This window comes from Paraburkholderia caribensis, assembly GCF_002902945.1.
GTDB classification, from domain to species: domain Bacteria; phylum Pseudomonadota; class Gammaproteobacteria; order Burkholderiales; family Burkholderiaceae; genus Paraburkholderia; species Paraburkholderia caribensis.
On the sequence record NZ_CP026102.1, the window covers coordinates 2,184,167 to 2,209,747 of the forward strand.

Below are 25,581 nucleotides of genomic sequence, written 5' to 3' on the forward strand. Positions count from 1 at the left end.
CGGTCATTTCTTTAAAGGCGTTATTGCGGATGCATGAATACAGGTTGGAAATAGATACCAATAGCGAATCACGGTTCCAATACCGATGCCATTCGCCAGCATGGAGACGCTCTTGAGTCGCGCAAAGCGGTCATACGAAGGGGTTGCTTCATGCCCAGCACAACGACTCGACGTGTCGATGCCGCTGGCCTGTTGTCGAGGTGTACCGGGGTAGAACCTGCAAGCCTGACATGGAGAACAGACCCATGAAGCGCGAGCCATTTCGACATGTGCGGACGATCAGTTACGCAACCATGCTTCTCTTTTACGTTGAAGCCCATGCGCAATCGCTTCAAGATCAAACCGCACAAGAAAATATCGCAACCCTTCGCCAGGAACTGAACAACCGTATCAAGGAACTCGATGCACTAAAACGCAAAATCGCTGAAGAAGAAGCGCAATTCCAGCAGTTGAGCAAGGCACTCGATTCACGCATGCTCGAGGTGACGCGCGGCACGGGCCAACCGGGCTCGGGTGCGGCGCCCGCCACGGGCATTGCGCAGAGCACGCCGGCTGGCGGCAATGCAGAGGCAGCGCCCAATGCCGCCGACGCCTCAACGGCAGGCGCCGCAACGGGCGCAACAGCGGGCGCCGCAACGGGCGCGGCACCCGCGCCCGTGATCAACATGGCGCAAAACGCAGGCGGCGAGCAACCGGTCCAGCCCGTCGGCCAGGCACCCATCCCCGACACCGCACCACCCGCCGTCGCGCCGATCTTCGATCAGCCCGGCGTGCTCACGCCGAAGAACAAGTTCGTGCTCGAGCCGTCGTTCCAGTTCGGCTATTCGTCGTCGGACCGTGTCGCGCTGGTTGGGTACACGATCATTCCCGCCTTGCTGATCGGCCTGATCGACGTGCGCGAGATCAAGTCGAACGTACTCACGGCCGGCGTGGCCGCGCGTTACGGCATTACGAACCGGATGGAAGTCGAAGTGCGCGTGCCGTATGTCTATTCGACCAACGACACCGTCAGCCGCGAGATCTTCACGGGCTCGGCGCAGGACAACGTCTTCAATAGCAGCGGCCACGGCATCGGCGACGTTGAAATGACGTTGCGCTACCAGTTGAACGAAGGCGGCCCGGACAAGTTCTATTACATCGGCTGGCTGCGCTTCAAGACGGCCACGGGCAAGAGTCCGTTCGACGTCGTGACCGATTGCGTGACGCGCTGCATCGGCAATACGACGGGCACCGGCCTGCCGCTCGAACAGCCCACGGGTACGGGTTTCTATGCGATCCAGCCTGGTCTCACGTGGCTGTTCCCGAGCGACCCGGTCGTGTTCTTCGGCAACTTCAGCTACTTGCACAGCTTTGCCCGCAGCGATCTGAGCCTGCACATCCTGAACGGCGAGACCGATTTCGTCGGCAAGATCCAGCCGGGCGATATCTATGGCTTCAATGTCGGCATGGGTCTCGCGCTGAACGAAAAGGCTTCGTTCAGTATCGGCTATGACCAGAGCATCGTGCTGCCGACCAAGCAGAACGGATCGACCGTTCCCGGTTCGGTGCGCGTGATACTCGGCACGCTGCTGGTCGGCTACTCGTACCGCCTCACGCCAAAGACGACGCTCAACTTCTCGCTCGGCGCCGGCCTCACGCGCGACACGCCGGACCTCACGCTGACGTTCCGCATGCCGATCCAGTTCTAGGCCGGTTCGCCCATCACGCCTCTATCGAAACAAAAGCTCGCGACGCCTCCCCAGCGTCGCGAGCTTCTTCATTCAGGCTTCTATCTGGGCCTTACCGAATTCATCAATGCGTTGTTCAAGGTCGCACCCAGATTCATGCTCTTGAACAAACCCAACGAATTCACCGATGCATTGATCGTCGTCAGCGTCTGAATGTTCTGGTTGCTGAGCGTGTTCTGGATCACCGCGCCCGACAGGCCCTGCACGGCCCCCTGCTGCGCGATATTGCCGCCGCCGTTTTGCAGCAGCGACCCGATGTTCGCCGAAGCGAGCGCCTGCGCCTGTTGCGTCGTCATGTTGCTCAGGTCCGGAATATTGAAGCTGGTCTGCGTGACGAGATTGCCGTTCACGACTGCCATCCTCGATACGCCGAACGAGACTTTCAGGCCATTGGCCACATCGAAGCCGCCGCGCATCGAGTCGAGTTTTTCTTCGCTGATGGCGACTGTCGTTTTCGACGACCAGTTCGGATCTTCTGTGTCCGCTCGTGCCTTGGCTTCGTGACCGCGCTCGGGGGGCGTGTCGTCGCGCGACGCTCGAGGCACGGCAATCGGCGCCGCATAGGAAAGCGGCGCCTTGACCTGTGCCTGCGCGGGCAGCGCGGCGCGTTCCTTGATCTGCGGTTGCCCGGCTGTTTGCATCGATGTATTCATCGAAGCCGTCGAATCGTTCTGCACGCTCCTCGCCGTCTGCGCGACAGGCACGGCGATCGGACGCGCATAGGAAACGGGCGCCTTGCCGATTACACGCTCATTCGCAACTGGCGCTTCATGCGCGGGCGACACGGGGGGCGGTGTCGGCGTTGCATCGAGAGTCAGTTGTTCATGACGCGGCGGCTGCGCTTGCGCGTGATCTTCTACTTGTCGTGCGCGCGGTGCTTCGGTCTTTTCGGCCTTTTCATTGTTGTCACCTTTGCGCGCGGCAACCGCGATCGGTGCCGCATACGACACCGGAAGCGGTTGGACGGGCGCTTCGGCTTCCTGCGCGAGTGCTGGCGCTATGTGCGCCATGGGCGTTATCTGCGCGGCAAGCGCCGCGGCTGTATTGACTTCGGCCGCATCCTGGTGTTCAACCGCATCGCGCTGTGCCAGCACGTCGTTTTCTTGCGGAGACGACGACGAACCAGGCGTCGACGTAGCATCGACCGCATATAGCGCTTCGTCGATGACGGCTTCGTTCGTTGCGCGACTCGCTTCGTCATTCGCGTCCTGCTTCGCCGCGTTGTCCGCTTCGACCGCGTCTTCCCGCCGCGGCGTCGCGACGGCAATTGGCGCCGCGTACGACACGGGCACATGACGCATGCCGTCGGCGTCGCCGTCCTCGGAAAACGCGCGCGGCTTTTGCGCGGACAATGCATCGACGACTGCCTGCGTAATGGCATCCGCCGCATCGGCCGAAGGCGCGGCGTCGCGCAATACCAGCGGCTCGACGGCTCCGCCCGCGAGGTCGGGCGCAACGGCCGCCGCAGCAGGCGCGCCCTGTTCGAACGCATGCGCGCCGAACGTCACCATCGAACCACACACCATCGTGGCAATGCCGGCGAGTTTTCGGGTCTCGGTTCTCATGATGGCCCTCAGAAGTCACTCGCGCCGTGCTTCGGCATGACGGTGAAGAACAGACCATCGCGATTGACGCCCGTATAGAGCGGCGCGGGCGGCGCGACTCGCCAGTCGACGGGATCGTTGAAGACCCCGACGCCAGGTTTGTTATGGATGACGAACAGGACCTGGTCTTCCCATTTCGCCTCAAAGCTCTTCAACGGCACGGGACGCGTGCCCGTTGCGGGATCGCCGATCAGCACGCGGTCGTTCTTCAACCCTTTCACCACGACAAAATGGTGATAGCCGCTTTCGCTGATCAGCACGATTGCGGGCGTGTTCGTTTCGACGAGCTTTTGCAGCGGCAGCTCATAACCGTCCGCGATGAACCCGCGCCGCTCGAGAAAGCGCTTGATGTCGAGCAGCGAGAAGCCCTCGGTGCGGATCTTCGTTTGGTCGCCGTTCTCGAACATCTCCTGGAACGCGGTCTGCTCGCTCACCGGATAGTTGTATTGAAACGTGAGCAGCGTCGCCACGGCAGCAGACCCGCAACTGAAGTCGAACTGCTGCTTGATGGTGCGCTTGAAGCGAGCCTCTTTCAGGCTCGTCACGTGCATCGCGTAACCGGCGCCCGACGGTTCGTAGATCGTGATCGGGTCGGCGCGCGCCGGGCTTGCCGCCGTCAACGCGCACGCGAGCAGCCACGCGGCTCCCTGAAGACCTCCATGAAGGACTCCATGAAGTTTCATCGCTCATTCCCCGAAGCGCACATTGACGATCGTCGCGTTCTGGATCAGCACGTTCGCGCCCGTGTTCTGTATCACGGTAGGCAAGCCGCTCGCGTTCGAGAACGAGCCGCCCGCGATCACGTTCGACCCGGTGTCCACGTTGCGCGCGGTATTGTTCGCGACCGTGCCGCGCAGGTTCATGTCGTTGAAGACGGCTTCGCCGCCGCGATGCGCATCGAGTTGCTCGGCCGACATCGCGACACCGAAGGTCGCGTCGGCGGCGGGCGCCGGTGCAGGGGATGCAGCAGCTGTGCGGGCCTTCAGCGCACTCGCGTCCTGAGCGGCTGACACAACGGGGACGATCGACGTATCCGCTTGCACGGGAGAACGCAGTTCGCCGGCAACAACATAGGCTGCAAAGCAAGGCAGTCCGATGACGACAGGCAGTACCACCTTCGCAATGCGTTTGAACGCCTGCATGGTTGTCTCCTGGTGCTTCGCCGATCCGTGCTGCAACGGCCTTGCGGCGCGCGCGGCAGCGTCCGGCGAAGTGCGATTTGTGCGACCTTCGCCCGGCGCCGCTACCCCGTGCGCCGGAACGATGGAACAGGAGCCGTGGAGCGCGAACGCCCCACGGCACATCACACAACGACTTGTCGACGCTAACTGTCCTTCCCTTCAGTTAGCGGCCGACAGCCAGGTTTGCCTGCACGGTGACAGCCTGCTGTACGAGCGACGCCATACCGCTGTTCTGGTTCAGCACCATCACGCCAGCTGCCGACTGAGCCGCGCTCGCCATGTTGTTCGACATGTCGAATGAGCCCGTCGTCATCGTGACGGTTCCGCCAGCGCCGCCTGCACCGCCTGAGCCGCCTGTGCCTGCTGCGCCGGCTCCGGCCGAAGCCGTCGCCGCACCGCCTGCACCGCCTGCTGCACCCGCACCGCCTGTTGCTGCGCCGCCGTTGCCAGCCGTCGACGTCGCTGCGCCGCCGTCACCCGCTGACGAGGTGCCCGCGCCGCCTGCACCTGCCGTCGACGTCGCCGCGCCGCCCGTGCCCGTGCCTGCCCCGCCCGATGCCGTCGCTGCGCCGCCCGTCGCGGTCGCCGCGCCTGCCGTGGCTGCGCCGCCCGTGCCGCTGCCCGAAGCGGTTGCCGTGCCGCTGCCCGAGCCGCTGCCCGAACCCGACGCTGCGCCGCTGTTCGAGGTGGCCATGCCGCCGCCGCCGCCCGCACGTGAGGACAGATCGCCGCTGCCGGCTGCGCCAAGGCCGAGACCCGCACCAGCGCCCAGTGCCGCGCCCTTGCCGCTGCCGTTGCCGCCATAGGCAAGCGTGCCTGCTCCTGCACTGCCGCCCTTCGCGCCAGCGTCGCCGCCGCTGCCGTAGCCCTTGCCGCCGGATGCCTTCGACCAGCCGCCATCGCCGCCCGACGCTTTCGCGTAGCCGCCGTCGCCGCCCGAAGCCTTCGACCAGCCGCCGTCGCCGGCAATGGCGCGACCGCCGTTGCCACCGTCGCCGCCATAGCCGCCGCCAGCGCCAGCGCTTCCGCCTTTGCCGCCGATGCCCCTGGCGCCGTCTCCGCCCTTGCCGCCATTGACGTTGCCGTAGTTGGTCGCGACGTTGCCGATGCCAGTGACCCTGACATGGCTCACGGTGCCGTCAAGCTTGCTGACGGCCACAGTCTTCGTGTTGTTCCACGAGTCCTGCGAGACCTTCGAGTGTCCCGTCACTTCGTTGACGTTGTTGCCCGTCGTGCTGCCCTGGGTCGACGACGCCGTGTTCGACAGGGAGTTATCGCCGCTGCCCGACTTCTGGTTGCACGAGTAGTCGCCATTCGCGCAGGGGTTGGCCATCGCATAGCCGCTAAAGCCCAGCGCGACGATGGCAGCTGATGCCAAAAGTGTCTTACGCATGAAAGCCTCCTATTGGATTAGCGGCCCACGCTCAGGTTTGCCTGAACGGTGACGGCCTGCTGCACCAGCGAAGCCATGCCGCTGTTCTGGTTCGCGACCAGGATGCCGGCCGCCGACTGAGCGACGCTCGTCATGGTGTTGGCCATGCTGAAGTCACCCGTGCCGACGCCGATCGAGCCGCCCGCGCCGCCAGCACCGCCTGAGCCGCCCGTGCCCGCGCCGCCGGCTGCTGCCGTCGCCGTGGCTGCTGCGCCCGCGCCAGCTGCACCGCCTGCGCCGCCCGTCGCATTGCCGCCGTTACCGGCCGTCGAGCCTGCCGCGCCGCCTGCGCCTGCCGTGGCCGTCGCTGCGCCGCCCGCACCTGCCGTCGACGTCGCTGCGCCGCCCGAGCCTGTGCCTGCGCCGCCCGTAGCGGTGCCCGTTCCAGCCGTAGCCGTTGTTGCGCCAGACGTGCCTGCGCCGCCGCTACCCGTACCCGTGCCCGAGCCGCTCGCCGTTGCCGTGCCCGTACCCGTGGCGGTCGCAGCACCGCTCGCCGAGGAGGCGCTGCCGCCGCCGCCATTGGCCTTCGAGTGCACGTCGCCGCTGCCCGCAAGTCCAGCGCCCGCACCGAGTGCGAGACCTGCGCCCTTGCCGGAGCCACGTCCGTCGCCGCCTGCCGCTGCCGATCCAGCGTACGAGCTGCCGCCCTTGGCCCATGCGTCGCCGCCACTGCCGGAGCCCTTGCCGCCGGACGCCCTGGCATTGCCGCCGTCGCCGGCGTAGGCCTTCGAGTTGCCGCCATCGCCGCCCGATGCCTTCGAGTTGCCGCCGTCGCCAGCGATGGCCTTGCCGCCATTGCCGCCGTAGCCGCCGTCTCCGCCGATCGCCAATGCGCTGCCACCCTTGCCGCCAATGCCCTTCGCGCCGCTGCCGCCGCGTCCGCCGTTCGCATTGCCGTCGTTATAGGCATGGTTGCCAATGCCATAGACGCTTACGCCCGATACAGACCCGGACAGACGGCTCGCTGCAACGATCTTGGTGCTGTTGAACGAATCCTGCGCGACCCTCGCACCCGTCGTAATTTCATTTGCGTTGTTGCCCGTGGTGCTGGTTTGGGCGGATGTCGCCGAGTTTGTCGATGTGTTGCTCCCGCTGTATGACTTCTGGTTGCAGGATGAATCGCTATCACTGCATGGGTTTGCCATTGCGTAACCGCTGCAGCCCAAGGCGATGACTGCTGCGGACGCCAATAGAGTTTTGCGCATGGAATCCTCCTGGAGGAGATGGGGGGCGGCTTGGCAGACTGCGCCAATCCGGCTCGCCGTGTCGCATAGGCGATGCCATGCATGTAAGGCATTGAAATATAAAGAAATTTTGGATTTCCCGTGATGCGGGATGGAAAGCTGCGGGTAATTACCTACGTTTTATGTTTCGCGTTTGAAACGCATAAACCGGCATTGCGCCGGCCTTAGAAAACGAGGGTTTTTGCAATTGCTTTTAATTCAAACGATTAGCAGAATTTACTAAGGGAAAACACGAGATTTTAAAAACGTTTCTTTTTTGACGGGCGCGATTCTTGAGTACCAGGATAATCTACCCCGGAACCCCCACTATTTTTCGATAAAGGCCGTTAGTGGCCTTGCGCACCATGGCTTTGCGCCAGATTGGCGATGGCGAAACGCGGCGCATTGGTGGCGTAAAAAAACGTATCGTTTACGACGCCGCAAGCCGCATGCAGCCTCTTTCTGCAAGTTTTTCCGCACCCTCCAGCCGCAGGCGGAATTATTTTACAATTTCAGTATGTGCCTAAATGCACCGAACCCCAATCAATTATCACACGTTAATGGCGCGAAGCATCAATTTGCCATTAATACGACTGCATGTCCACTAAAATAATCCGGCGCATAACATTGTCGCTAAAGGCAATGCGGCGATATTGCATTGCACTAATGCAGCGCATCAGCAGCGCGTATTTTCACCACATCTGAAACTTAATGAGATATTTAATTATCGGCTATTCATCGGTTAAATCGGATTGCGCATTTTCGATTTCTGGATCGGCGGCCGGCTGCGCGAGCCAGGCACCGATGCGTTCGACGGTCCATACGGGATCGTCGTGCGGCAAATCGTGGCCGGCCCATGCGTGCCGCCAGTGTTCGGCGCTCCACGCGGCGGCCAGCGCCGCTGAGCACGCGGGATCGACCAGCCCGTCTTCCCGCGACGACAACACCAGCGTCGCGCACGCCGGCCGTTGCCGCGCGGCGCTGAAGCGCGCGGCCGCGAGCAGCTGGCGCAGCGCGTTCGCCCGGCTGACAGGTGCGCTGTCGCGGATGGCAACCCACTCCTTCAGGTCGGCCTCGACCGTGTCGCGCTGATTGCAGGTCAGGCGATGAATTGCCTCCTCCACGGCACGCGCGTCGCGCCAATGCGAAGCGATGCGGGCCAGCCCCGGCCACGCTTGTGGACGCAGCCGTTCGTCGAAGCGGCTGAACGGGCGCATGCTGGTGTTGATCAGCACGAGCCGCGCGATGTCGGCGGGATGACGCTGCGCCCAGCAGGTCGCGACCATGCCGCCCAGCGACATCGCCAGCACGCAATACGGTCCCGCCGCGCCGCTGGCGCGCGCCGCCGCGCGTACGAAGTCGACCATCCCGGCGACATCCAGCGGCGCGCGCAGGCTCGCGTATTCGCCGTTGCCGGGCAGGTCGATGGTCAACACGCGGGTGGGCTCAGCATTCGTGGCAGACGCGCATCGGCTCGCGCCGTCCAGTGCCGCGCGCAACGTGCCGGGCAATGCGCCCCAGTGCCGAGCCTCGCGCGTCAGGCCGCGCAGCAGAATCCACGTACTCATGGTTTGCCTGGCTTGTACCAGAGTTCCGTCGCGCTATCGAGCAACTGCTCGCGACGGCTGCCTTGCGGCAGCCAGCGCTGCGACGCGTAGGCGGCACGCGTCAGGAAATCGAGCAGATTCGCGTGGCGCCGCAGCACGCGCGCGGTGCGGTGCGCTTTCAACGGGTTGAACATGCCCTGGCGCGAAAAGATCTGCCTGGGGTTTTTCTTGATCCATAGCCACGAGCCCAGTTCGAGCGTCATCGGCAGAAAGATGTTGGGAGGCGGCGCGCGGTCGTACGCCCAGTCCCACAGGTCGCCGTGCAGCAGATACTGATGGCTTTGCGGCTCGAACATGTAGCCGTGGTGTGGGTGCGCGCGCTCGAACATCGTCTTCAAGGCGTACATCTCCGGCAGATGCGGCATCGGGCGACGTGTCTTCGCGTAAGGGAACCAGATGCTGTCGCTCCAGCCATAGCCCGAATGGCAATCGAGCGCGAACGACAGCGGGCGCGCCGCCAGTTCGTCCGCGACCACCCGCAACAGCGCCTGCGCCTCCGCTTCCATCGGCGCGCCGCGCCGCCCGCGATACCACGGCAGCCACGAGCCGACGCGCTGTCCGCCCGCGAGCCAGGGCACGCGCTCTTCGGCGTCCTGCGGCGCGTTGCGCATCAGATCGACGCCGTTCGGATTGGCGCGCGTCGCGGCCCACATTCCGCCCGGGTTGACGATAGGGACGAAAATCAGGCGGATCGACTGAAGCTGGCGCACCAGCAGTTCGTCCCATTCGAGCCGCCCGAGCAGCGCGCGCATGTAGTCGAGCACGAGCTGCGTGCCGATCCGCTCGAGTCCGTGTATGCCGCCAAAGAAACCAATCGCGGGCGCCCGCGGATCGCGCGAGCCAATGCTCGCCGTCTGCACGGCGAAGGTCCTGCCGCGCACCCGCGTCTCGCACATGGAACGAATCTCGAAGCTGCCGCTGCCGACCTCGAGAATCGCCTGGAGTTCGTCGTACTCCGCAAACGTATCGGGCAAAAAGCTCAGAGCCTGCATGGGCTGCGCCGGTTATGGTGTGAGGTTGTTGGAGACGGCTCACGCGTGACGTCTCCAACTATAGCGGTTCGTGCCTGCCAATGGATGACAGCGGGAATGACAGCGCGGACGACAGCGGGCCGCGTCATTGCGTTTGTCATATCGATGACACACTGCGCGATCCGGCACAGCGGCGCGCCGCACGCTGCCGTGCGAATTGACGAAAGATGTAGTCGTCTAGATGTTGCGACGCCTTCACTCAACCGTCACAGACGCTTTCTAGAATGTCCCACAACTTCCGGCACGCACCGGAGTCATCGACAGGACACACATGGAAGCCATCCGCATCGAACGCCTGAGCAAGACATTCGGCAACGGCCGCAAGGCGCTCGACGAGATCGACCTGCGCATCGAGCAGGGCGAAATGGTCGCGCTGATCGGTGCGTCGGGCTCGGGCAAGTCGACGCTGCTGCGGCATATCGCGGGCTTCACGGTATCGGATGCGCAGCCTTCGCAGATTGCGATACTCGGGCGTCCGATCCAGCAGAACGGCCGCATCGTACGTGAAGTGCGCAGCATTCGCCGCGATATCGGTTTTGTTTTTCAGCAGTTCAATCTCGTGAACCGGCTGACGGTCGAAGCGAACGTGCTGATCGGCGCGCTCGCGCGCCTGCCGCTGTGGCGCCGTCTCACGGGCTGCTTTCCGCGCAGCGAGCGGGTGCTGTCGATGTCGGCATTGAACGAGGTTGGCATCGGCGAGCATGCGCGCGAGCGCGCCTCGAACCTGTCGGGCGGACAGCAGCAGCGCGCCGCGCTGGCGCGCGCGCTCGTGCAGCAGGCGCGCATCATCCTCGCCGACGAGCCGATTGCATCGCTCGACCCGGAATCGTCGCGCCGCGTGATGGAGATGCTGCGCACGCTGAACATCGAGCATCGTTTGACGGTGCTGGTCTCGCTGCATCAGGTCGACATCGCGATGCAGTACTGCCAGCGCACGATCGCGATGCGGCGCGGCAAGGTCGTGTATGACGGGCCGTCTGCGGCGCTGACGCCCGCGCTCTTGCAGAAACTCTATGGCGACGACGCGCGCGAACTGCTCGACGACAGTCTGCAGTCCGATGGCGCCAATGGTGCCAATGGTGCCGATAGTGCCGCGAGCGCCGCGCCTCGCGCGCGCGTGCTGCCGCTCAAGGCGGCGCGCTCGGCCTGATCCCATTTCCGGAAAGACACGCTGTATCCGATTCACTCACCTGGAACAGAACTCATGAAATTTCTGCGCTCACTGCTCGCCGGCGTTGCCGCTGTGTCGGCATTCGCGAGCTTCGCCGCCCACGCTGAAGACCTGAATCTCGGCATCATCTCGACCGATTCGTCGGCGGTGCTCAAGCAGCGCTGGCAGCCGCTCATCGACGACATGAACAAGCAGACGGGTCTGAACATCAAGGCGTTCTTCGCGACCGACTACGCGGGCATCATCGAAGGCATGCGCTTCAACAAGGTGCAGGTTGCGTATCTCGGCAATGCGTCGGCGATCGAAGCCGTCGATCGTTCGAATGGCGAAGTATTCGGCAAGACGACCTACGCGAACGGCGATGCCGGTTACTACTCGGTGCTGATCACGAATGTGAACAGCCGCTTCAAGACGCTCGACGACGTGTTCAAGAACACGAAGGACGTGACGCTGGGCTTCGGCGACCCGAACTCGACGTCGGGCACGCTGGTTCCCGGCTACTACCTGTTTGCGCAGCGCAACGCGCCCGTGCGCACGTCGTTCAAGACGGTGCTGCCGTCGAGCCACGAAGCGAACCTGCTCGCGGTCGTGAACAACAAGATCGACATCGCGACGAACAACACCGAGATGCTCGATACGCTGAAGAAGCAGCACCCCGACCGCTTCGCGCAGGTGCGGGTGCTGTGGCAATCGCCGCTGATTCCATCGGACCCGCTCGTGTGGCGCAAGGATCTGCCCGACGCGACGAAGGAGAAGCTTCGCCAGTTCTTTTATAGCTATGCCAAGACCGACCCGCGTGAAAAGGCCGTGATGGCGAACATCTTCAGCTACGGCGGGTTTGCGCCGTCGACGGATGCGCAGTTGCAGCCGATTCGCCAGATCAAGCTGTTCGAGCAGAAGCAGAAGATCGAAGCGGATGCGTCGCTGTCGGATGCGGATCGCAAGACGCAGATGGCCGCCATCGACGCGAAGCTGTCCGCATTGAACGCGCAAAAGCAATGAACGCAGCCGACCTGAGCGCCGGGCGCTCGAGCGTGCCGCCGCAGCCTTCTCGCGAGACGATGGCCGCGGCGGCGGGCAAGCGCAGCTGGATTTCGTTGCTTGGCTGGATCGTTGTGATCGGCGTGCTTGGCTTGTCCTGGCATGCCGCCGACATGCGGCCGCTCGATCTGCTGACTGACTCGGGCAACATGGGGCAGTTTGCGAAGGACTTCTTCCCGCCAGACTTCACGGAATGGCGCACCTATTTGCACGAAATGGGCGCGACGCTCGCGGTTGCGGTGTGGGGTACGGCGCTGTCGATCGTGTGTGCGATTCCGTTTGGGCTGATGTCGGCGCACAACATGGCGCCGGCGTGGGTTGTGCAGCCGGTTCGGCGGTTGATGGATGCGTGCCGCGCGATCAACGAGATGGTGTTTGCGATGCTGTTCATCGTCGCGGTTGGGCTGGGGCCGTTTGCTGGCGTGCTTGCTTTGTGGGTGCATACCACGGGCGTGCTGGCGAAGCTGTTCGCCGAAGCCGTCGAGGCTATCGATCCGCGTCCCGCTGAAGGTGTGCGCGCTACGGGGGCTACCAGTCTCGATGAGATCGTGTATGGGGTGCTGCCGCAGGTTTTGCCGTTGTGGATTTCTTATGCGTTGTATCGGTTTGAATCGAATGTGCGGTCGGCGATGGTTGTTGGGATGGTTGGGGCGGGAGGTATCGGTGTCGTGCTTTATGAGTCGATTCGGTCGTTTAATTATTCGCAGACTGCGGCTGTTATGTTGATGGTCGTTGTGGTTGTTACTGTTATTGATGTGGGGTCGGCGTGGATGCGGGAGCGGGTGATCTAGTTTTTTTTGCCTCCGGCGGTTTGGGCTTTTTTTGCCTTGGCACTGGCGTTCGAGTTTATGTCTTCGCGGCGCGGGTGGTTTGGTTTGCTTGTGGTTTGGTTTGCTTGTGGTTTGGTTTGCTTGTGGTTTGGTTTGCTTGTGTTTTCGCTGGCATCCGCGTTTTGTTAGCGTACTTCACACGTCGCCCCTGTGCGGGGCGGCACCTACTTTTCTTTGCCGCCGCAAAGAAAAGTAGGCAAAAGAAAGCGGCTCACACGGACCTATCCGTCATTTTGTGGGCGAGGCATATCATGAGAGGTAAAAGTCATGGATATGCCAATGAAGAAGAAACGCACGGTGGCGTCTCAGGCAGCGGCCCGAGGGCCGCTGCCTGAACTGCCCAAAGCGCTGCTGGACGAGCTGGTCAAGGGGCCGATGACGCCGACCGAGGTGCAGGATCTGATGCTGGCGTTTAACAAGGCGATTATCGAACGCGCGATGGGTGCGGAGATGAATCTGCATCTGGGGTATCCACCGGGCGAATCCAAACCCGCTGGCCAGGCCAACGAGCGCAACGGCGCCAGCCGCAAGACGGTCATCACCGATCGTGGCGTCGTCCGGGTCGAGTTGCCGCGCGACCGCGACGGCAGCTTCGAGCCGATCCTGATCCCCAAACACGAGCGCCGCTTCACCGGCTTTGACGAGCGCATCATCGCGATGTACGCGCGTGGCATGAGCGTGCGCGAGATCCAGGCCTTTCTGGCCGAGAGCTACGGCACCGAGGTGTCGCCCGATTTCATCAGTTCGGTCACCGACGAGGTGATGGCCGAAACGCTGGCCTGGCAGAACCGTCCGCTCGAGACGATGTATCCGGTGGTCTTCTTCGACGCGTTGCGGGTCAAGATCCGCGATGACGGTGTGGTCAGCAACAAGGCGGTGTATCTGGCTCTGGGCATTCAGGCGGACGGCCAGCGCGATGTGCTGGGCCTGTGGATTGAGCAGACCGAGGGCGCGAAGTTCTGGCTCAAGGTGTTCAACGAACTCAAGAACCGCGGCTGCCAGGACATCCTGATTGCGGTCGTTGACGGCCTGAAGGGGCTGACCGACGCGATCGGCGCAGCTTACCCGAAGACGGCGGTGCAGACCTGCATCGTGCATCTGATCCGCAACAGCCTGGAATACGCTGGCTGGAAGGACCGCAAGGCTGTCGCCCAGGCGCTGCGTCCGATCTACGCAGCTGCCAGCGAAGAGGCAGCGAAGCAGGCTCTGCAGGCCTTTGCTGATGGGCCATGGGGCGCGAAATACCCGACTATCGTGCAGTCCTGGCAGCGCGCCTGGGAGCACGTCACGCCGTTCTTCGTGTTTCCACCCGAGATCCGGCGGGTCGTGTACACCACGAACGCCATTGAGAGTCTGAACATGCAGTTGCGCAAGATCATCAAGACCCGCGGTCACTTCCCCAATGACGAGGCTGCAATCAAGCTACTCTGGCTGGCATTGCGCAACGTCCTGGCCAAAAACGTGCGCTCAGCCTTCGACTGGAAGTCAGCCATGAACCAGTTTGCTATTCTGTTTGGCGATCGATTTACGCAGGCGCGCGGCTAACGATTCCTTTAACCGCCTCGCCCACAAAAATGCGGACAGGCTCGCTCACACCGCCAGCCCGTGTTCTTGTCCAGGGGCCCCCAACGTCCCCACGCTTCACACGGCATCGCACTTGTTCACCTGCGTTGCCAACGCCCTCTCCGTACGCCTCACCCGCTTCATATGCCCGCGTCACAGCACGCCATGCCAGACAGTCCGCCGCCGCCCTGGTGGCAAACTGTGTGTCGGCTTTCGCGCCGTACGCGCACCACTCCGGACTGGGTAGCACGGTTGGTGTTTCTGGTAAGAGCGCTAACCTGTGCGGTGCGACAACCTACACACAGTTTGCCACCTGGGCGGCATGTACCATTCGCTGCCGCTTGCCCGGGTACGGGTGCCTGAAGCGGGTGAGGCATCTGTTCGAAGCGTTGGCAACGGGCATCAATAAGTGCTTGCCGTTTGAAGCGTGGGGACGTTGGGGGCCCCTGGATGAAAACAAGAGCTGGCGGTGTGAGCCGCTTTCTTTTGCCTACTTTTCTTTGCGGCGGCAAAGAAAAGTAGGTGCCGCCCCGCACAGGGGCGACGCCTGAAGCACGCTAACGAATCGCGGATGCCGGCGCAAAGGCCAGAACAAGCAACCTGCGGATGCCAGCGAAAGCAAAAGCAAAAGCACACCGCGGATGCCAGCGCAAAGACCGAAAACACCAAACCAGCAACGCCCGCACCGAAACATCTCGACCCGGCTGCCCCGCGCAAGGCCCCAAAAATCCAAAAACCCAAAAACCCAAAAACCCAAAACCCAAAACCCAAAACCCAAAAACCACACCAACAATATCCCCACAACAACACAAAAAACCACATCTACGGAATAATGTCGGCTTTAGCCCGACACCCATGGAAACCCTCATCGTCCTGCTCGTCCTGCTTTCCGCCATGCTCCATGCGAGCTGGAACGCTTTCCTGCGCCTGGCCGAAGATCGCATCTGGCTGCTCGGCATGATGTCGATCCCCTACCTCGCCGTGAGCGCGATCGGCGTGATCGTCCTGCCCCTTCCCGCGCCCGCCGCATGGCCCTACATAGCCGCATCGGTCGTGCTGGAATTCGGCTATTGCCTCGCGCTCGTGCGCGCTTACCGCAGCGGCGACTTCGGACAGATCTATCCGATCGCGCGCGGACTCTCGCCCTTGCTGGTGTTCGCCGGTGCCCTCGTGTTCGTGCACGAAACCTTGAAGCCGCTCGCGGCAACAGGCGTCGCGCTGGTGTCGATCGGTATCGTGTCGCTCGCGTTTCGCCGCGACATGCGCTTCTCCGGCGAAAGCGTGCCCTACGCTCTGCTCACGGGTCTTTTCATCTCGGCATACTCCGTCGTCGACGGAATCGGCGCGCGCGTCGCGGGTAACGGACTCAGCTACATCATGTGGGTCTATCTGCTGTGGAACGTGCCGCAGTTTCTGCTCGTGTGGCACTGGCGCGGCGGCGCAAAAGGACTCTTCACGTCGCGTGAAACGATGATGAAAGGCATGCTGTCAGGCGTGATCGCACTGGTCGCGTATTGCCTCATCATCGAGGCGTATCGCTATCTGCCCATCGCCATGGTCTCCGCGCTGCGCGAACTCAGCTCGATTTTCGCGGTGCTGATCGGCTTCTCGTTCATGCACGAAAAACTGACCGCGCGCCGCGTGTTCGCCTGCACGCTCGTCACGCTCGGCGCAGTGCTGATTCGCCTCTAACGCGCACGCGGCTCACGCGAAAAGCGGCAACGTCGCGTCGATCGCATCCGCGAGCGTGTCGAATGCGGGAGCGATCTCCTCGTCGGGCACGCACGCATAGCCGATCAGCAACCCCGACTGCGCCCGCGACGGTTGCGCGTAATACCCGGACAACGCACGCACGACAATATTGCGCTCGAGCGCAGCCGCCGCCACTGCGCGGTCATCCGTGCCTTCGGGCAGTTGCATCACGAGATGCAGCCCCGCGTCGCCGCCGACAGCCGGCAATGCATCGCCATAACGCCGCGCCGCGGCATCAAGCAGGGTCGAGCGGCGCTGCCCGTAAAGCGTGCGCATCTTGCGGATGTGCGACGTGAAATGCCCCTCGGCGATGAACTCCGCGAGCATCGCCTGCTGCAGTAACTGCCCTTCGCGATACAGCTCGGCACTCGCCGTCGCGAAGCTCTCCGCCAGCGCCTCGGGCACCACGAGATAGCCGATCCGCAGTCCCGGGAACAGCGTCTTGCCGAAGCTGCCTACGTAAATCACCTGCCCCGCCGTATCGAGCCCTTGCAGCGAAGCAAGCGGCCGGCTCCCGTAGCGGTACTCGCTGTCGTAGTCGTCCTCGATGATCCAGCACTGGTTCTGCCGCGCGTATTCGAGCAGCATGCGGCGGCGCGCGAGGCTCATCACCATGCCGAGCGGGTACTGGTGCGACGGCGTCACGAGGATCAGCTTCGGCGGATGCGCGAGATCGTCGGGCGACGGATTGATGCCTTCGTCGTCGATGGAAATCGGGCGCGACTTGAGGCCCGAAACGTGCATGACGCTGCGCACGCCCCAATAACATGGGTCTTCCGTCCAGATAACGTCGCCGGGATCGGACAGCAGACGCACGGCGAGATCGACGGATTGGTGAATGCCCGTCGTGATGATGATCTGCTCGGGCGTGCACCGTACCGAGCGCGACGTGCGCAGATAGTCCGCCAGCGCGTGGCGCAGCAAGGACAGGCCGCCGCCGGGCGCGTAGGTCAGCAGATCGGGCCGCAGACGCCGCCAGTACTTGTTGTGCAAGCGGCTCCAGACACGCGCCGGAAAGCGCGTGACATCGGGCACGCCCGGCATGAACGCGCCCCATTGCCGCTTCGACACGCCCGCGCCGGCGATCAGCCGCGAACCGCGCTGCGACAACGCGCGTGCGGCAGGCTGTTGCGCGTGCAGCGGCGACTTCGAATGTGTCGGCGGCAACGCCTGCTGCAACTGCTGCACGGGCGCGGAAACAGGCGCAGTCTGTCCATCTGTCGAGCCGACGATTTCATCCGGCGACGTATCGGCGACGAATGTGCCGCGCCCCGTCGCCGACGTGACATAGCCCTCCAGCGCAAGCTGCTCGTAGACCTGCGTGACGGTATTGCGCGCGATGCCCAGTTCGTTGGCCAGCAGCCGCGACGACGGCACCTTGCTGCCGGCGGGCAGTTCGCGCGTCAGAATGGCCTGTTGCAGCAGCCGATGCAGCTGCCGGTAGATCGGCAGACCGTTGCCGCGGTCCAAGCGCTGGGCCAACCAGTCGGACAAAACACTCGCGCGCATGAATTGGCTCCTTATTTTTTACCGAAATGGCTCTGAAATTTAGAGCCAAATCTGATTATAGTCGCTGCATGTGCCGCGTGAACGCGAGCGCCCGAACGAACCCCAAACAGGAGATCTCCGTGAAGAATGCTGAACTGAAGAGCCGCAAGGACGCCGCGACCCCGCGCGGCGTGGGCGTGATGTGTGATTTCTACGCCGCGCGCGCTGAGAATGCGGAGCTGTGGGACGTCGAGGGCCGCCGCTACATCGATTTCGCGGCGGGCATCGCGGTGTGCAACACGGGCCACCGTCATCCGAAGATCGTCGAGGCTGTGCGCGCGCAACTGGACAACTTCACGCACACGGCTTATCAGATCGTGCCGTACGCGTCGTATGTCGAGCTGGCCGAGAAGATCAACCAGCGCGCGCCGGGCGACTATCCGAAGAAGACGGCATTCTTCACGACGGGCGCCGAGGCTGTCGAAAACGCGATCAAGATCGCGCGCGCCGCGACGGGCCGTCCGGGCGTGATCGCGTTCACGGGCGGCTTTCATGGCCGCACGATGATGGGCATGGCGCTGACGGGCAAGGTTGCGCCGTACAAGCTGAACTTCGGCCCGTTCCCGGCCGACGTCTTCCACGCGCCGTTCCCGAATCCGCTGCACGGCGTGACGACGGCGGACTCGTTGAAGGCGATCGAATTCCTCTTCAAGGCCGACATCGATCCGAAGCGCGTCGCGGCGATCATTTTCGAGCCGGTGCAAGGCGAAGGCGGTTTCTATCCGGCGCCTGCCGAGTTCGTGCGCGCGCTGCGCAAGCTGTGCAACGAGCACGGCATTCTGCTGATCGCCGATGAAGTGCAAACGGGGTTTGCGCGCACGGGCAAGCTGTTTGCGATGCATCACTACGACGTCGTGCCTGATCTGATGACGATGGCAAAGAGCCTGGCGGGTGGCATGCCGCTGTCGGGTGTGGTCGGTCGTGCGGACGTGATGGATGCTGCTGCGCCCGGCGGGTTGGGCGGCACGTATGCCGGCAATCCGTTGGCGGTGGCTTCGGCGCTTGCCGTGCTCGATATCATCGATGAAGAGAAGCTCTGCGAGCGGGCTGTTTTGCTTGGTGACCGGTTGAAGGCACGGTTGACCGCGTTGCAGGCGGAAGTGCCGCAAATTGCCGATGTGCGCGGGCCGGGCGGGATGGTGGCGGTTGAGTTCTGCAAGCCTGGCAGTTCCGATGCGGATGCTGATTTCACCAAGCGGGTGCAGGCGCGGGCGCTCGAGCGTGGGTTGTTGCTGCTCGTTTGTGGTGTCTATTCGAATGTTGTTCGGTTCTTGTTCCCGCTGACTATTCAGGATTCTGTCTTCGATGAGGCGGTTTCGATTCTCGAAGAAGTGTTGAAGGAGACTGTCGGCGTTACGGTCTGATTTTTTTGCCTGCGGCGGCTTTTTTTGGTCGCCGTTTTTGTTTTTGTGGTTGGTCGGGGATGCTGGGTGGTTTTGGTTTTTTTGCTGGTGTCCGCGATTTGCTTTTGCTTTTGCTGGTTTCCGCGATTTGTCTTTGCGCTGGCATCCGCGATTTGCTTTCGTGCTTCAAGCGTCGCCCCTGTGCGGGGCGGCACCTACTTTTCTTTGCCGCCGCAAAGAAAAGTAGGCAAAAGAAAGCGGCTCACACCGCCAGCTCTTGTTTTCATCCTGGGGCCCCCAACGGCCCCACCCTTCACACGGCAGTGCCCCGATTGGCGCCAGTTGCCAACGCTTCGAATCAACGCCTCACCCGCTTCACGCACCCGTACAAGGGCCGGCGGCGGCGAATGGTATATGCCGCCCAGGTGGCAAACTGTGTGCAGGTTGTCGCGTCGTACAGGGTAGCGCTCTTACAGGGTGGGAGGCGTGCGATATCGGTCCGGAGTGAAGCGTGCGAAGCACTACGGCCTACACACAGTTTGCCACCTGGGCGGCGGCGGACTGTCTGGCGCGGTGGGCTGTGACGTGGGGGCTTGAAGTGGGTGAGGCGTACAGAAAGGGCGTTGGCAACGCAGGTGAACAGGTGCGCTGCCGTGTGAAGGGTGGGGACGTTGGGGGCCCGTGGGCAAACGTCAAGAATTGGCGGTGTGAGCCGCTTTCTTTTGCCTACTTTTCTTTGCGGCGGCAAAGAAAAGTAGGTGCCGCCCCGCACAGGGGCGACGCGTGAAGCACGAAAGCAAATCGCGGATGCCAGCGCAAAGACAAATCGCGGAAACCAGCAAAAGCAAAAGCAAATCGCGGACACCAGCAAAAAAACCAAAACCACCCAGCGTCGCAGACATCAAAAAAACCCCAAAGGACGAATCCAAATGACTGACTTGCGTAGCAAATTGAAAGACCCTTCCCTGCTGCAAAGCAAGGCCTACCTCAATGGCGAATGGCAGGATGCCGACAACCAGGAAACCTTCGAAGTCCTGAACCCGGCAACAGGCGAACTGATCGCGCAAGTGCCACGCATGGGCGCCCACGAAACCCGCCGCGCGATCGAAGCAGCCAACAAAGCCTGGCCCGCCTGGAAGGCAAAAACAGGCAAACAGCGCGCAGAAATCCTCCGCAAGTGGAATGATCTGATGCTGTCCAACGCCGACGACCTGGCGTTAATCCTCACCACCGAACAAGGCAAGCCGCTCGCCGAAGCAAAAGGCGAAATCGGCTACGCGGCCTCGTTCCTCGAATGGTTCGGCGAAGAAGCCAAACGGGTCTATGGCGATACGATCCCCACCGTCGCGAACGACAAACGCATCGTCGTCACGAAGGAACCCGTCGGCGTCTGTGCCGCCATCACGCCATGGAATTTCCCCGCCGCGATGATCACCCGCAAGGTCGGACCGGCGCTCGCAGCAGGCTGCCCGATCGTCGTCAAACCCGCTGAAGCTACCCCGCTCTCCGCACTCGCGCTCGCCGTGCTCGCCGAACGCGCAGGCGTGCCCGCCGGAATCTTCAGCATCGTTACCGGCGACCCGAAACCGATCGGCGGCGAAATGACCAGCAACGCGACCGTACGCAAGCTGTCGTTCACGGGCTCCACTGCAGTCGGCCGTCTGCTGATGGCGCAGTGCGCGCCGACCGTCAAGAAGGTATCGCTGGAACTGGGTGGCAATGCACCCTTCATCGTGTTCGATGACGCCGATCTCGACGCAGCCGTCGAAGGCGCTATCGCATCGAAGTACCGCAACAGCGGTCAGACCTGCGTCTGCACGAACCGCTTCTATGTGCACGACAGCGTCTACGATGCCTTCGCCGAAAAACTCGCGGCAGCCGTGACCAGACTCAAGGTCGGCTTCGGCACCGAGCAAGGCGTGCAGCAAGGCCCGCTCATCAATGAAGCCGCCGTGCTCAAGGTCGAATCGCATATCGAGGACGCACTCGGCAAAGGCGCGCGCGTCATCACGGGCGGCAAGCGTCACGCGCTCGGTCACGGCTTCTTCGAGCCAACCGTGCTCGCCGATGTCACGCCCGACATGAAAGTCGCTCGCGATGAAACCTTCGGCCCGCTCGCGCCGCTGTTCCGCTTCTCGTCGGATGCGGAAGTGGTCGAAATGGCGAACAGCACGGAGTTCGGGCTGGCATCGTATTTCTATAGCCGCGATATCGGCCGTATCTGGCGCGTCGCAGAGGCGCTCGAGTTCGGCATGGTCGGCATCAACACGGGAGCGATCTCGAACGAGGTTGCGCCGTTCGGCGGGGTCAAGCAGTCAGGGCTTGGGCGCGAAGGCTCGCACTACGGCATCGACGAATATGTCGTGATCAAGTACATGTGCATGGGCGGTGTTTGAGCCCGCTCCGGCGCAACGCTTTCGCGCTGCGCCGGATGTGCCGCGATATGGCAAAGCCCGCTCGAAGCGGGCTTTTTCGTCTCTGCAAGGTCAATCATAAGGTTTCGAGCATCTGGATCGTCTCAGGATGCTTTTCAACCAGCTTGATCAGCACGGCAGCCTGAGCGTTCGGTTTCGCCCTCCCTTGCTCCCAATTCTGGTACGTCCGCTCGTTCACGCGCAGACGGCGTGCCATGACCGCCTGTGACGCGTTGATGGATTCGCGGACGGCACGGATCTCCTCGGCCGTTACTTCCAGCTTGTCACGAATCTCAACCTTGACCTTGTGAAGTGTGGTCTTGCCTTCGTGAGCGGACTTGAGTTCTTCGAGCCCTTCCGTCAATTCGGCTAACAGATTCCGTTTCATGTCGCATCCTTTTGCTTATCGATTCGCAAGCTTGATGACTTCTCTCAGCATCTCGGAGAGAACCCCTCGTTCCTTCGACGACAGGTCTTCAGCTTCGTCCTTGTCGTACAGCGTGAACATCCAGAACTCGGGGCCCTTTACCCAGTAGTAGTAGATCACCCTGAGCCCGCCGCGCTTTCCCTTCCCGCGCCGTGCGTCGCCGAAACGGAGTTTGCGCAGCCCACCCGTTCCCCTGATGACATCCCCTGCTTCCGGGTTCTGCATCAGCACAATCTGAAGCGCGCGATATTCGTCGTCCGTCAGATAGTCGTCCCGCCACCGGCGAAATGGGCCTAGCTCGACGAAAGTCGCCGCCACGAGGAAATTATACGTTAATTGCGTATGGTTTGGTAATCTCAAGAATTCACCTCGCTCACCGGACCGGAAACCGATGATACGAGGGACAGGCCGTGATTCGAGGTTGAATCCGGCCGTAAAACGCACTTGCAGAAATTTCCGCAACGCAGTTCAGATCAGGGAGACGTGTCGTACGAAAAGGCTTTGAAGATCGGATCGAATCGGACCCGCGGGGCGTGGTTTAGCTACCAGGCAGAAGCCCACCGCTGTCACCCTCAAAACCCCGCCGTCTCATTCGCATGATACGAAGACCGCACCAGCGGCCCCGACACGACTTCTCGAAACCCCAGCTTCAACCCCTCCTCTCTGAAAACAGCAAAAGTCTCCGGCGACACATAGCGCTTAACAGCCATATGAAACCTCGAAGGCGCGAGATATTGCCCAACCGTCAGCACGTCCACATCGTGCGCACGAATATCACGCATGGTTTGCAGAAGTTCATCATCGCTTTCGCCGAGCCCGACCATCAATCCCGACTTCGTGAGCACTGAAGCGTTCGCCTCCTTCACCCGCCGAAGCAGCGTCAAAGACCCGTGATAATCCGCGCCCGCGCGCGCCGCGCGATACAGCGACGGCACCGTTTCGATGTTGTGATTGAAGACATCCGGCCACGCCGCCGACAACGCGTCGAGCGCCCGCTCGACGCGTCCGCGAAAATCCGGCGTCAACACCTCGACACGTATCCCCGGCACGCGCTCGCGCAATAGCGCAACGCAGCGCGCAAAATGCGCCGCGCCGCCATCGCGCAGATCGTCGCGATCCACCGACGTAATCACCACATATCGCAGCCCCAGCGCAGCGACGGCATCGGCGAGCCGCGCCGGCTCTTCGTGGTCGAGCGGCAGCGGCCTTCCGTGCGCAACGTCGCAGAACGCGCAACGCCGCGTGCAGACGCCGCCCATGATCATGAACGTCGCCGTGCGCTGCGCAAAGCATTCGCCGATATTCGGGCACATCGCTTCCTCGCACACCGAATGCAGACGATGCTCGCGCAGTATCGACGCCATGCCCGCCACCGTCTCGCTCATCATCGGCCTTGCGCGCAGCCATGCGGGCTTCGGCAGCGCGCCGCCCGGTTCGGGCGGCACGACCTTCACGGGAATGCGCGCGAGCTTGTCGCGGCTTCTCAAGCCATGCTGCCCGAGCGCGGTGACGCTGTCGTGGGCGGATACCTGCGGCGCGGCGTCCATCGTCAGGCTCCGAAGAAGTCGTTGAGCAGGCGGTTCACCTCCGATGCCGACTCCATCTGCACCATATGCCCCTTGCCCGGCAGCACATGCACGCGGATATCGCCGGGCAGCCCTTGCGCATGGCTCGCGGGAATGATCTGATCGAGTTCGCCCCAGATCACCAGCGTGCGCGGCGCGAGACTGTCGATGCGGTCGCGATAGCTGCGCTGCTGGGCGCCATCCCTGAACGCCGACGCCGCGATCTTCTGCAAGCTCTCGCCCACGCCCTCGAGCCGCTTGTACTTGACGATGTCCTCGACAAGCTGCCGCGTGACGAGCGAGCCGTCGGCGAACAGTTTCGTCAGATGCGGCTTCAGCGTATTGCGGCTGTTGCCCTGCACGAATCCGTCGATGTACTCGCGGTTGATCTCGTCGCCGAGACCCGCACCCGCAATCAGCGCAAGCGACGCCACGCGCTGCGGCGCTTTCGCTGCCACTGTCATCGCGACGAGACTGCCCATCGAATGCCCGACGAAATGCGCGCGTTCGATACCGCGATCGTCGAGAAACGCGATCACACTGTCGGCCAGTTCATCGGCGCTGCCCGACTCCACCGCTTTCGCCGATTCGCCATGCCCTGGCAAATCCAGCGCATACACCGTGCGATGCGCCGCGAGGTCGGCGTGATTGAACAGCCAGTTGTTCAGATCGCCGCCGAAACCGTGGATCAGCACGGCCGGCGTGCCGCCGTCGCCGATCTTCAGGTAGCGAATGGTGCGCCCGCCGATCTGCGCTTTCTCCGGCTGCGGCCCTGCATCGGCGGAATCGGCGGCGAGCGGCACGAAGTCGCGCTGGAACGCTTCGACGGCGGCATCGATGTCCGTGTCCGTCTCCTGCTCATCGGCCACCACGCCGAGCAGCGCGCCGACGGGCAGCGTGTCGCCCTCCTGCGCGACCTGCCGTCGCAGCGTGCCGTTGAACGCACACTCCACACCCGAAGCGATCTTGTCGCTCTCGACGTCGAGCACTTCGTCGCCCTTCGCCACCGTGTCGCCAATCGACTTCAACCAGCCGTTGACCTGCCCTTGCTGCATCGACAAGCCCCATTTGGGCATCGTGATCATGTGAATCGACATTGCTCGGTTCCTCGCTCAGTGTCGCGTTGCTTTGACGGCTGCGACAATCTTGTCCGCCGACGGGATATACAGGTCTTCCAGCACGCCCGAGAACGGTGTGGGCGTATGCGGCGCGGTGACGATCCCGACGGGCGCCTTCAGCGAATGAAACGCTTTCTGCGCGGCGAGCGCGGCGATATCGGCGGCGATCGAGCAGCGCGGGTTCGCTTCATCGACGACGACCAGGCGGCCCGTGCGCTCCAGGCTTTCCAGAATCGTCTCTTCATCGAGCGGCGAGGTGGTGCGCAGATCGATGACCTCGGCCTTGATGCCTTCTTTCGCGAGCCGGTCGGCGGCGTCCGTCGCGTAGTGCACCATGCGGCCATACGTGACGATGGTCGCGTCGTCGCCTTCGCGCACCACGTTGGCTTCGCCGAACGGAATCGCGTACAGCTCTTCGGGCACGTCGCCTTCGCGGGTGTAGAGGAGCTTGTGCTCGCAGAAGATGACGGGATCGTTTTCGCGGATCGCCTGGATCATCAGGCCTTTCGCGTCATAGGGCGTCGATGGGCACACCACTTTGAGACCGGGCACATGCGTGAACAGCGACGTCAGCATCTGCGAGTGCTGCGCGGCGGCGCGCAACCCGGCGCCCTGCATCGTGCGGATCACGACGGGTGTGACGGCATTGCCGCCGAACATGTAGCGGAATTTTGCGGCCTGATTGAAGATCTGATCGAAGCACACGCCCATGAAGTCGATGAACATCAGCTCCGCGACGGGGCGCATGCCCGCCGCCGCCGCACCGACCGCTGCGCCGATGAAGCCGCCTTCCGAGATCGGCGTGTCGAGCACGCGCCCCGGATACTTGTGGAAAAGCCCTTTCGTGACGCCGAGCACGCCGCCCCATGCGTCCTGTTCGCCCGGCGATCCCGCGCCGCCCGCGTTGTCTTCGCCCATCACGATGACGCTTTCGTCGCGCGCCATTTCCTGACTCAGTGCTTCGTTGATCGCCTGAGAATATGTGATCTTGCGTGCCATGT

General features: G+C 62.8%; 22 protein-coding genes. 8 read left to right on the forward strand and 14 right to left on the reverse strand.

The features are described 5' to 3' along the window. The first annotated feature begins 245 nt into the window (after window positions 1-245). On the forward strand, window positions 246-1,688 hold the full coding sequence (locus C2L66_RS26380; RefSeq protein WP_054933755.1) for an acetate kinase: 1,443 nt from the start codon (window positions 246-248) through the stop codon (window positions 1,686-1,688). Between the two features lie 80 nt (window positions 1,689-1,768). Here C2L66_RS26380 and C2L66_RS26385 read toward each other — a convergent pair whose 3' ends face one another. The 7 genes from C2L66_RS26385 to C2L66_RS26415 form a co-directional block, all read right to left on the reverse strand. Further along, window positions 1,769-3,292, reverse strand: coding sequence for a hypothetical protein (locus C2L66_RS26385; protein WP_060605519.1), 1,524 nt, complete (start codon window positions 3,290-3,292; stop codon window positions 1,769-1,771). A gap of 8 nt (window positions 3,293-3,300) precedes the next feature. Continuing rightward, window positions 3,301-4,014 carry a C39 family peptidase gene (locus C2L66_RS26390; protein WP_060605517.1) on the reverse strand — a complete coding sequence of 238 codons (714 nt, stop codon included), beginning with the start codon at window positions 4,012-4,014 and terminating at the stop codon, window positions 3,301-3,303. 3 nt (window positions 4,015-4,017) lie between these two features. Next, complete coding sequence (locus tag C2L66_RS26395) at window positions 4,018-4,473, reverse strand: hypothetical protein (protein WP_060607152.1); 456 nt, start codon at window positions 4,471-4,473, stop codon at window positions 4,018-4,020. A gap of 202 nt (window positions 4,474-4,675) precedes the next feature. Further along, the gene (locus tag C2L66_RS26400) at window positions 4,676-5,905 is read right to left on the reverse strand and encodes a hypothetical protein (RefSeq protein WP_060605514.1); all 1,230 of its coding nucleotides are present in this window, start codon (window positions 5,903-5,905) and stop codon (window positions 4,676-4,678) included. 17 nt (window positions 5,906-5,922) lie between these two features. Then, window positions 5,923-7,152, reverse strand: a complete 1,230-nt coding sequence (locus tag C2L66_RS26405; RefSeq protein WP_060605512.1) for a hypothetical protein — start codon at window positions 7,150-7,152, stop codon at window positions 5,923-5,925. 749 nt (window positions 7,153-7,901) lie between these two features. Continuing rightward, window positions 7,902-8,738, reverse strand: a complete 837-nt coding sequence (locus C2L66_RS26410; protein WP_060605509.1) for an alpha/beta fold hydrolase — start codon at window positions 8,736-8,738, stop codon at window positions 7,902-7,904. Further along, the gene (locus tag C2L66_RS26415) at window positions 8,735-9,769 is read right to left on the reverse strand and encodes a M14 family zinc carboxypeptidase (protein WP_054933750.1); all 1,035 of its coding nucleotides are present in this window, start codon (window positions 9,767-9,769) and stop codon (window positions 8,735-8,737) included. Before C2L66_RS26415 ends, C2L66_RS26410 begins: the two co-directional genes overlap by 4 nt. A 310-nt stretch (window positions 9,770-10,079) precedes the next feature. On the opposite strand from C2L66_RS26415, the gene phnC reads away from it, so the two are divergent. From phnC to C2L66_RS26445, 5 genes are all read left to right on the forward strand, one after another. Further along, complete coding sequence (gene phnC / locus C2L66_RS26420; protein ID WP_060605505.1) at window positions 10,080-10,958, forward strand: phosphonate ABC transporter ATP-binding protein; 879 nt, start codon at window positions 10,080-10,082, stop codon at window positions 10,956-10,958. Between the two features lie 54 nt (window positions 10,959-11,012). Next, window positions 11,013-11,981: a phosphonate ABC transporter substrate-binding protein gene (gene phnD / locus C2L66_RS26425; RefSeq protein ID WP_054933748.1), complete on the forward strand. Its 969-nt coding sequence runs from the start codon at window positions 11,013-11,015 to the stop codon at window positions 11,979-11,981. Continuing rightward, entirely contained in the window at window positions 11,978-12,811 is an 834-nt protein-coding gene (gene phnE, locus C2L66_RS26430; RefSeq protein ID WP_060605502.1) for a phosphonate ABC transporter, permease protein PhnE, read from the forward strand. Before phnD ends, phnE begins: the two co-directional genes overlap by 4 nt. Window positions 12,812-13,123: 312 nt before the next feature. Then, the gene (locus C2L66_RS26435; protein ID WP_409372571.1) at window positions 13,124-14,395 is read left to right on the forward strand and encodes an IS256 family transposase; all 1,272 of its coding nucleotides are present in this window, start codon (window positions 13,124-13,126) and stop codon (window positions 14,393-14,395) included. Window positions 14,396-15,268: 873 nt separating this feature from the next. After that, window positions 15,269-16,105 carry a DMT family transporter gene (locus C2L66_RS26445; RefSeq protein WP_060605498.1) on the forward strand — a complete coding sequence of 279 codons (837 nt, stop codon included), beginning with the start codon at window positions 15,269-15,271 and terminating at the stop codon, window positions 16,103-16,105. A gap of 12 nt (window positions 16,106-16,117) precedes the next feature. Here the strand turns inward: C2L66_RS26445 and pdxR are convergent, their stop codons facing one another. Next, window positions 16,118-17,674, reverse strand: a complete 1,557-nt coding sequence (gene pdxR / locus C2L66_RS26450; RefSeq protein WP_054933744.1) for a MocR-like pyridoxine biosynthesis transcription factor PdxR — start codon at window positions 17,672-17,674, stop codon at window positions 16,118-16,120. 119 nt (window positions 17,675-17,793) lie between these two features. On the opposite strand from pdxR, the gene C2L66_RS26455 reads away from it, so the two are divergent. Continuing rightward, entirely contained in the window at window positions 17,794-19,077 is a 1,284-nt protein-coding gene (locus C2L66_RS26455; RefSeq protein ID WP_054933746.1) for a 4-aminobutyrate--2-oxoglutarate transaminase, read from the forward strand. Between the two features lie 671 nt (window positions 19,078-19,748). Here the strand turns inward: C2L66_RS26455 and C2L66_RS40830 are convergent. Continuing rightward, window positions 19,749-19,958, reverse strand: a complete 210-nt coding sequence (locus tag C2L66_RS40830) for a hypothetical protein (RefSeq protein ID WP_148654612.1) — start codon at window positions 19,956-19,958, stop codon at window positions 19,749-19,751. 27 nt (window positions 19,959-19,985) lie between these two features. Here C2L66_RS40830 and C2L66_RS26460 point away from each other — a divergent pair, with 27 nt between their 5' ends. Then, a complete protein-coding gene (locus tag C2L66_RS26460; RefSeq protein ID WP_054933743.1) occupies window positions 19,986-21,452 on the forward strand; it encodes an NAD-dependent succinate-semialdehyde dehydrogenase in 1,467 nt (488 codons plus the stop codon). Between the two features lie 94 nt (window positions 21,453-21,546). On the opposite strand, the gene C2L66_RS26465 is transcribed toward C2L66_RS26460, so the two are convergent. From C2L66_RS26465 to C2L66_RS26485, 5 genes are all read right to left on the reverse strand, one after another. Continuing rightward, complete coding sequence (locus C2L66_RS26465) at window positions 21,547-21,858, reverse strand: helix-turn-helix domain-containing protein (RefSeq protein ID WP_060605496.1); 312 nt, start codon at window positions 21,856-21,858, stop codon at window positions 21,547-21,549. Between the two features lie 15 nt (window positions 21,859-21,873). After that, complete coding sequence (locus C2L66_RS26470) at window positions 21,874-22,257, reverse strand: type II toxin-antitoxin system RelE/ParE family toxin (protein ID WP_409372607.1); 384 nt, start codon at window positions 22,255-22,257, stop codon at window positions 21,874-21,876. A gap of 212 nt (window positions 22,258-22,469) precedes the next feature. Beyond that, a complete protein-coding gene (gene lipA / locus C2L66_RS26475) occupies window positions 22,470-23,444 on the reverse strand; it encodes a lipoyl synthase (RefSeq protein WP_060605490.1) in 975 nt (324 codons plus the stop codon). Window positions 23,445-23,446: 2 nt separating this feature from the next. Continuing rightward, entirely contained in the window at window positions 23,447-24,559 is a 1,113-nt protein-coding gene (locus tag C2L66_RS26480; protein WP_060605486.1) for an acetoin dehydrogenase dihydrolipoyllysine-residue acetyltransferase subunit, read from the reverse strand. A 15-nt stretch (window positions 24,560-24,574) separates the two neighbouring features. Continuing rightward, on the reverse strand, window positions 24,575-25,579 hold the full coding sequence (locus C2L66_RS26485; RefSeq protein WP_060605483.1) for an alpha-ketoacid dehydrogenase subunit beta: 1,005 nt from the start codon (window positions 25,577-25,579) through the stop codon (window positions 24,575-24,577). Window positions 25,580-25,581: the final 2 nt, after the last annotated feature.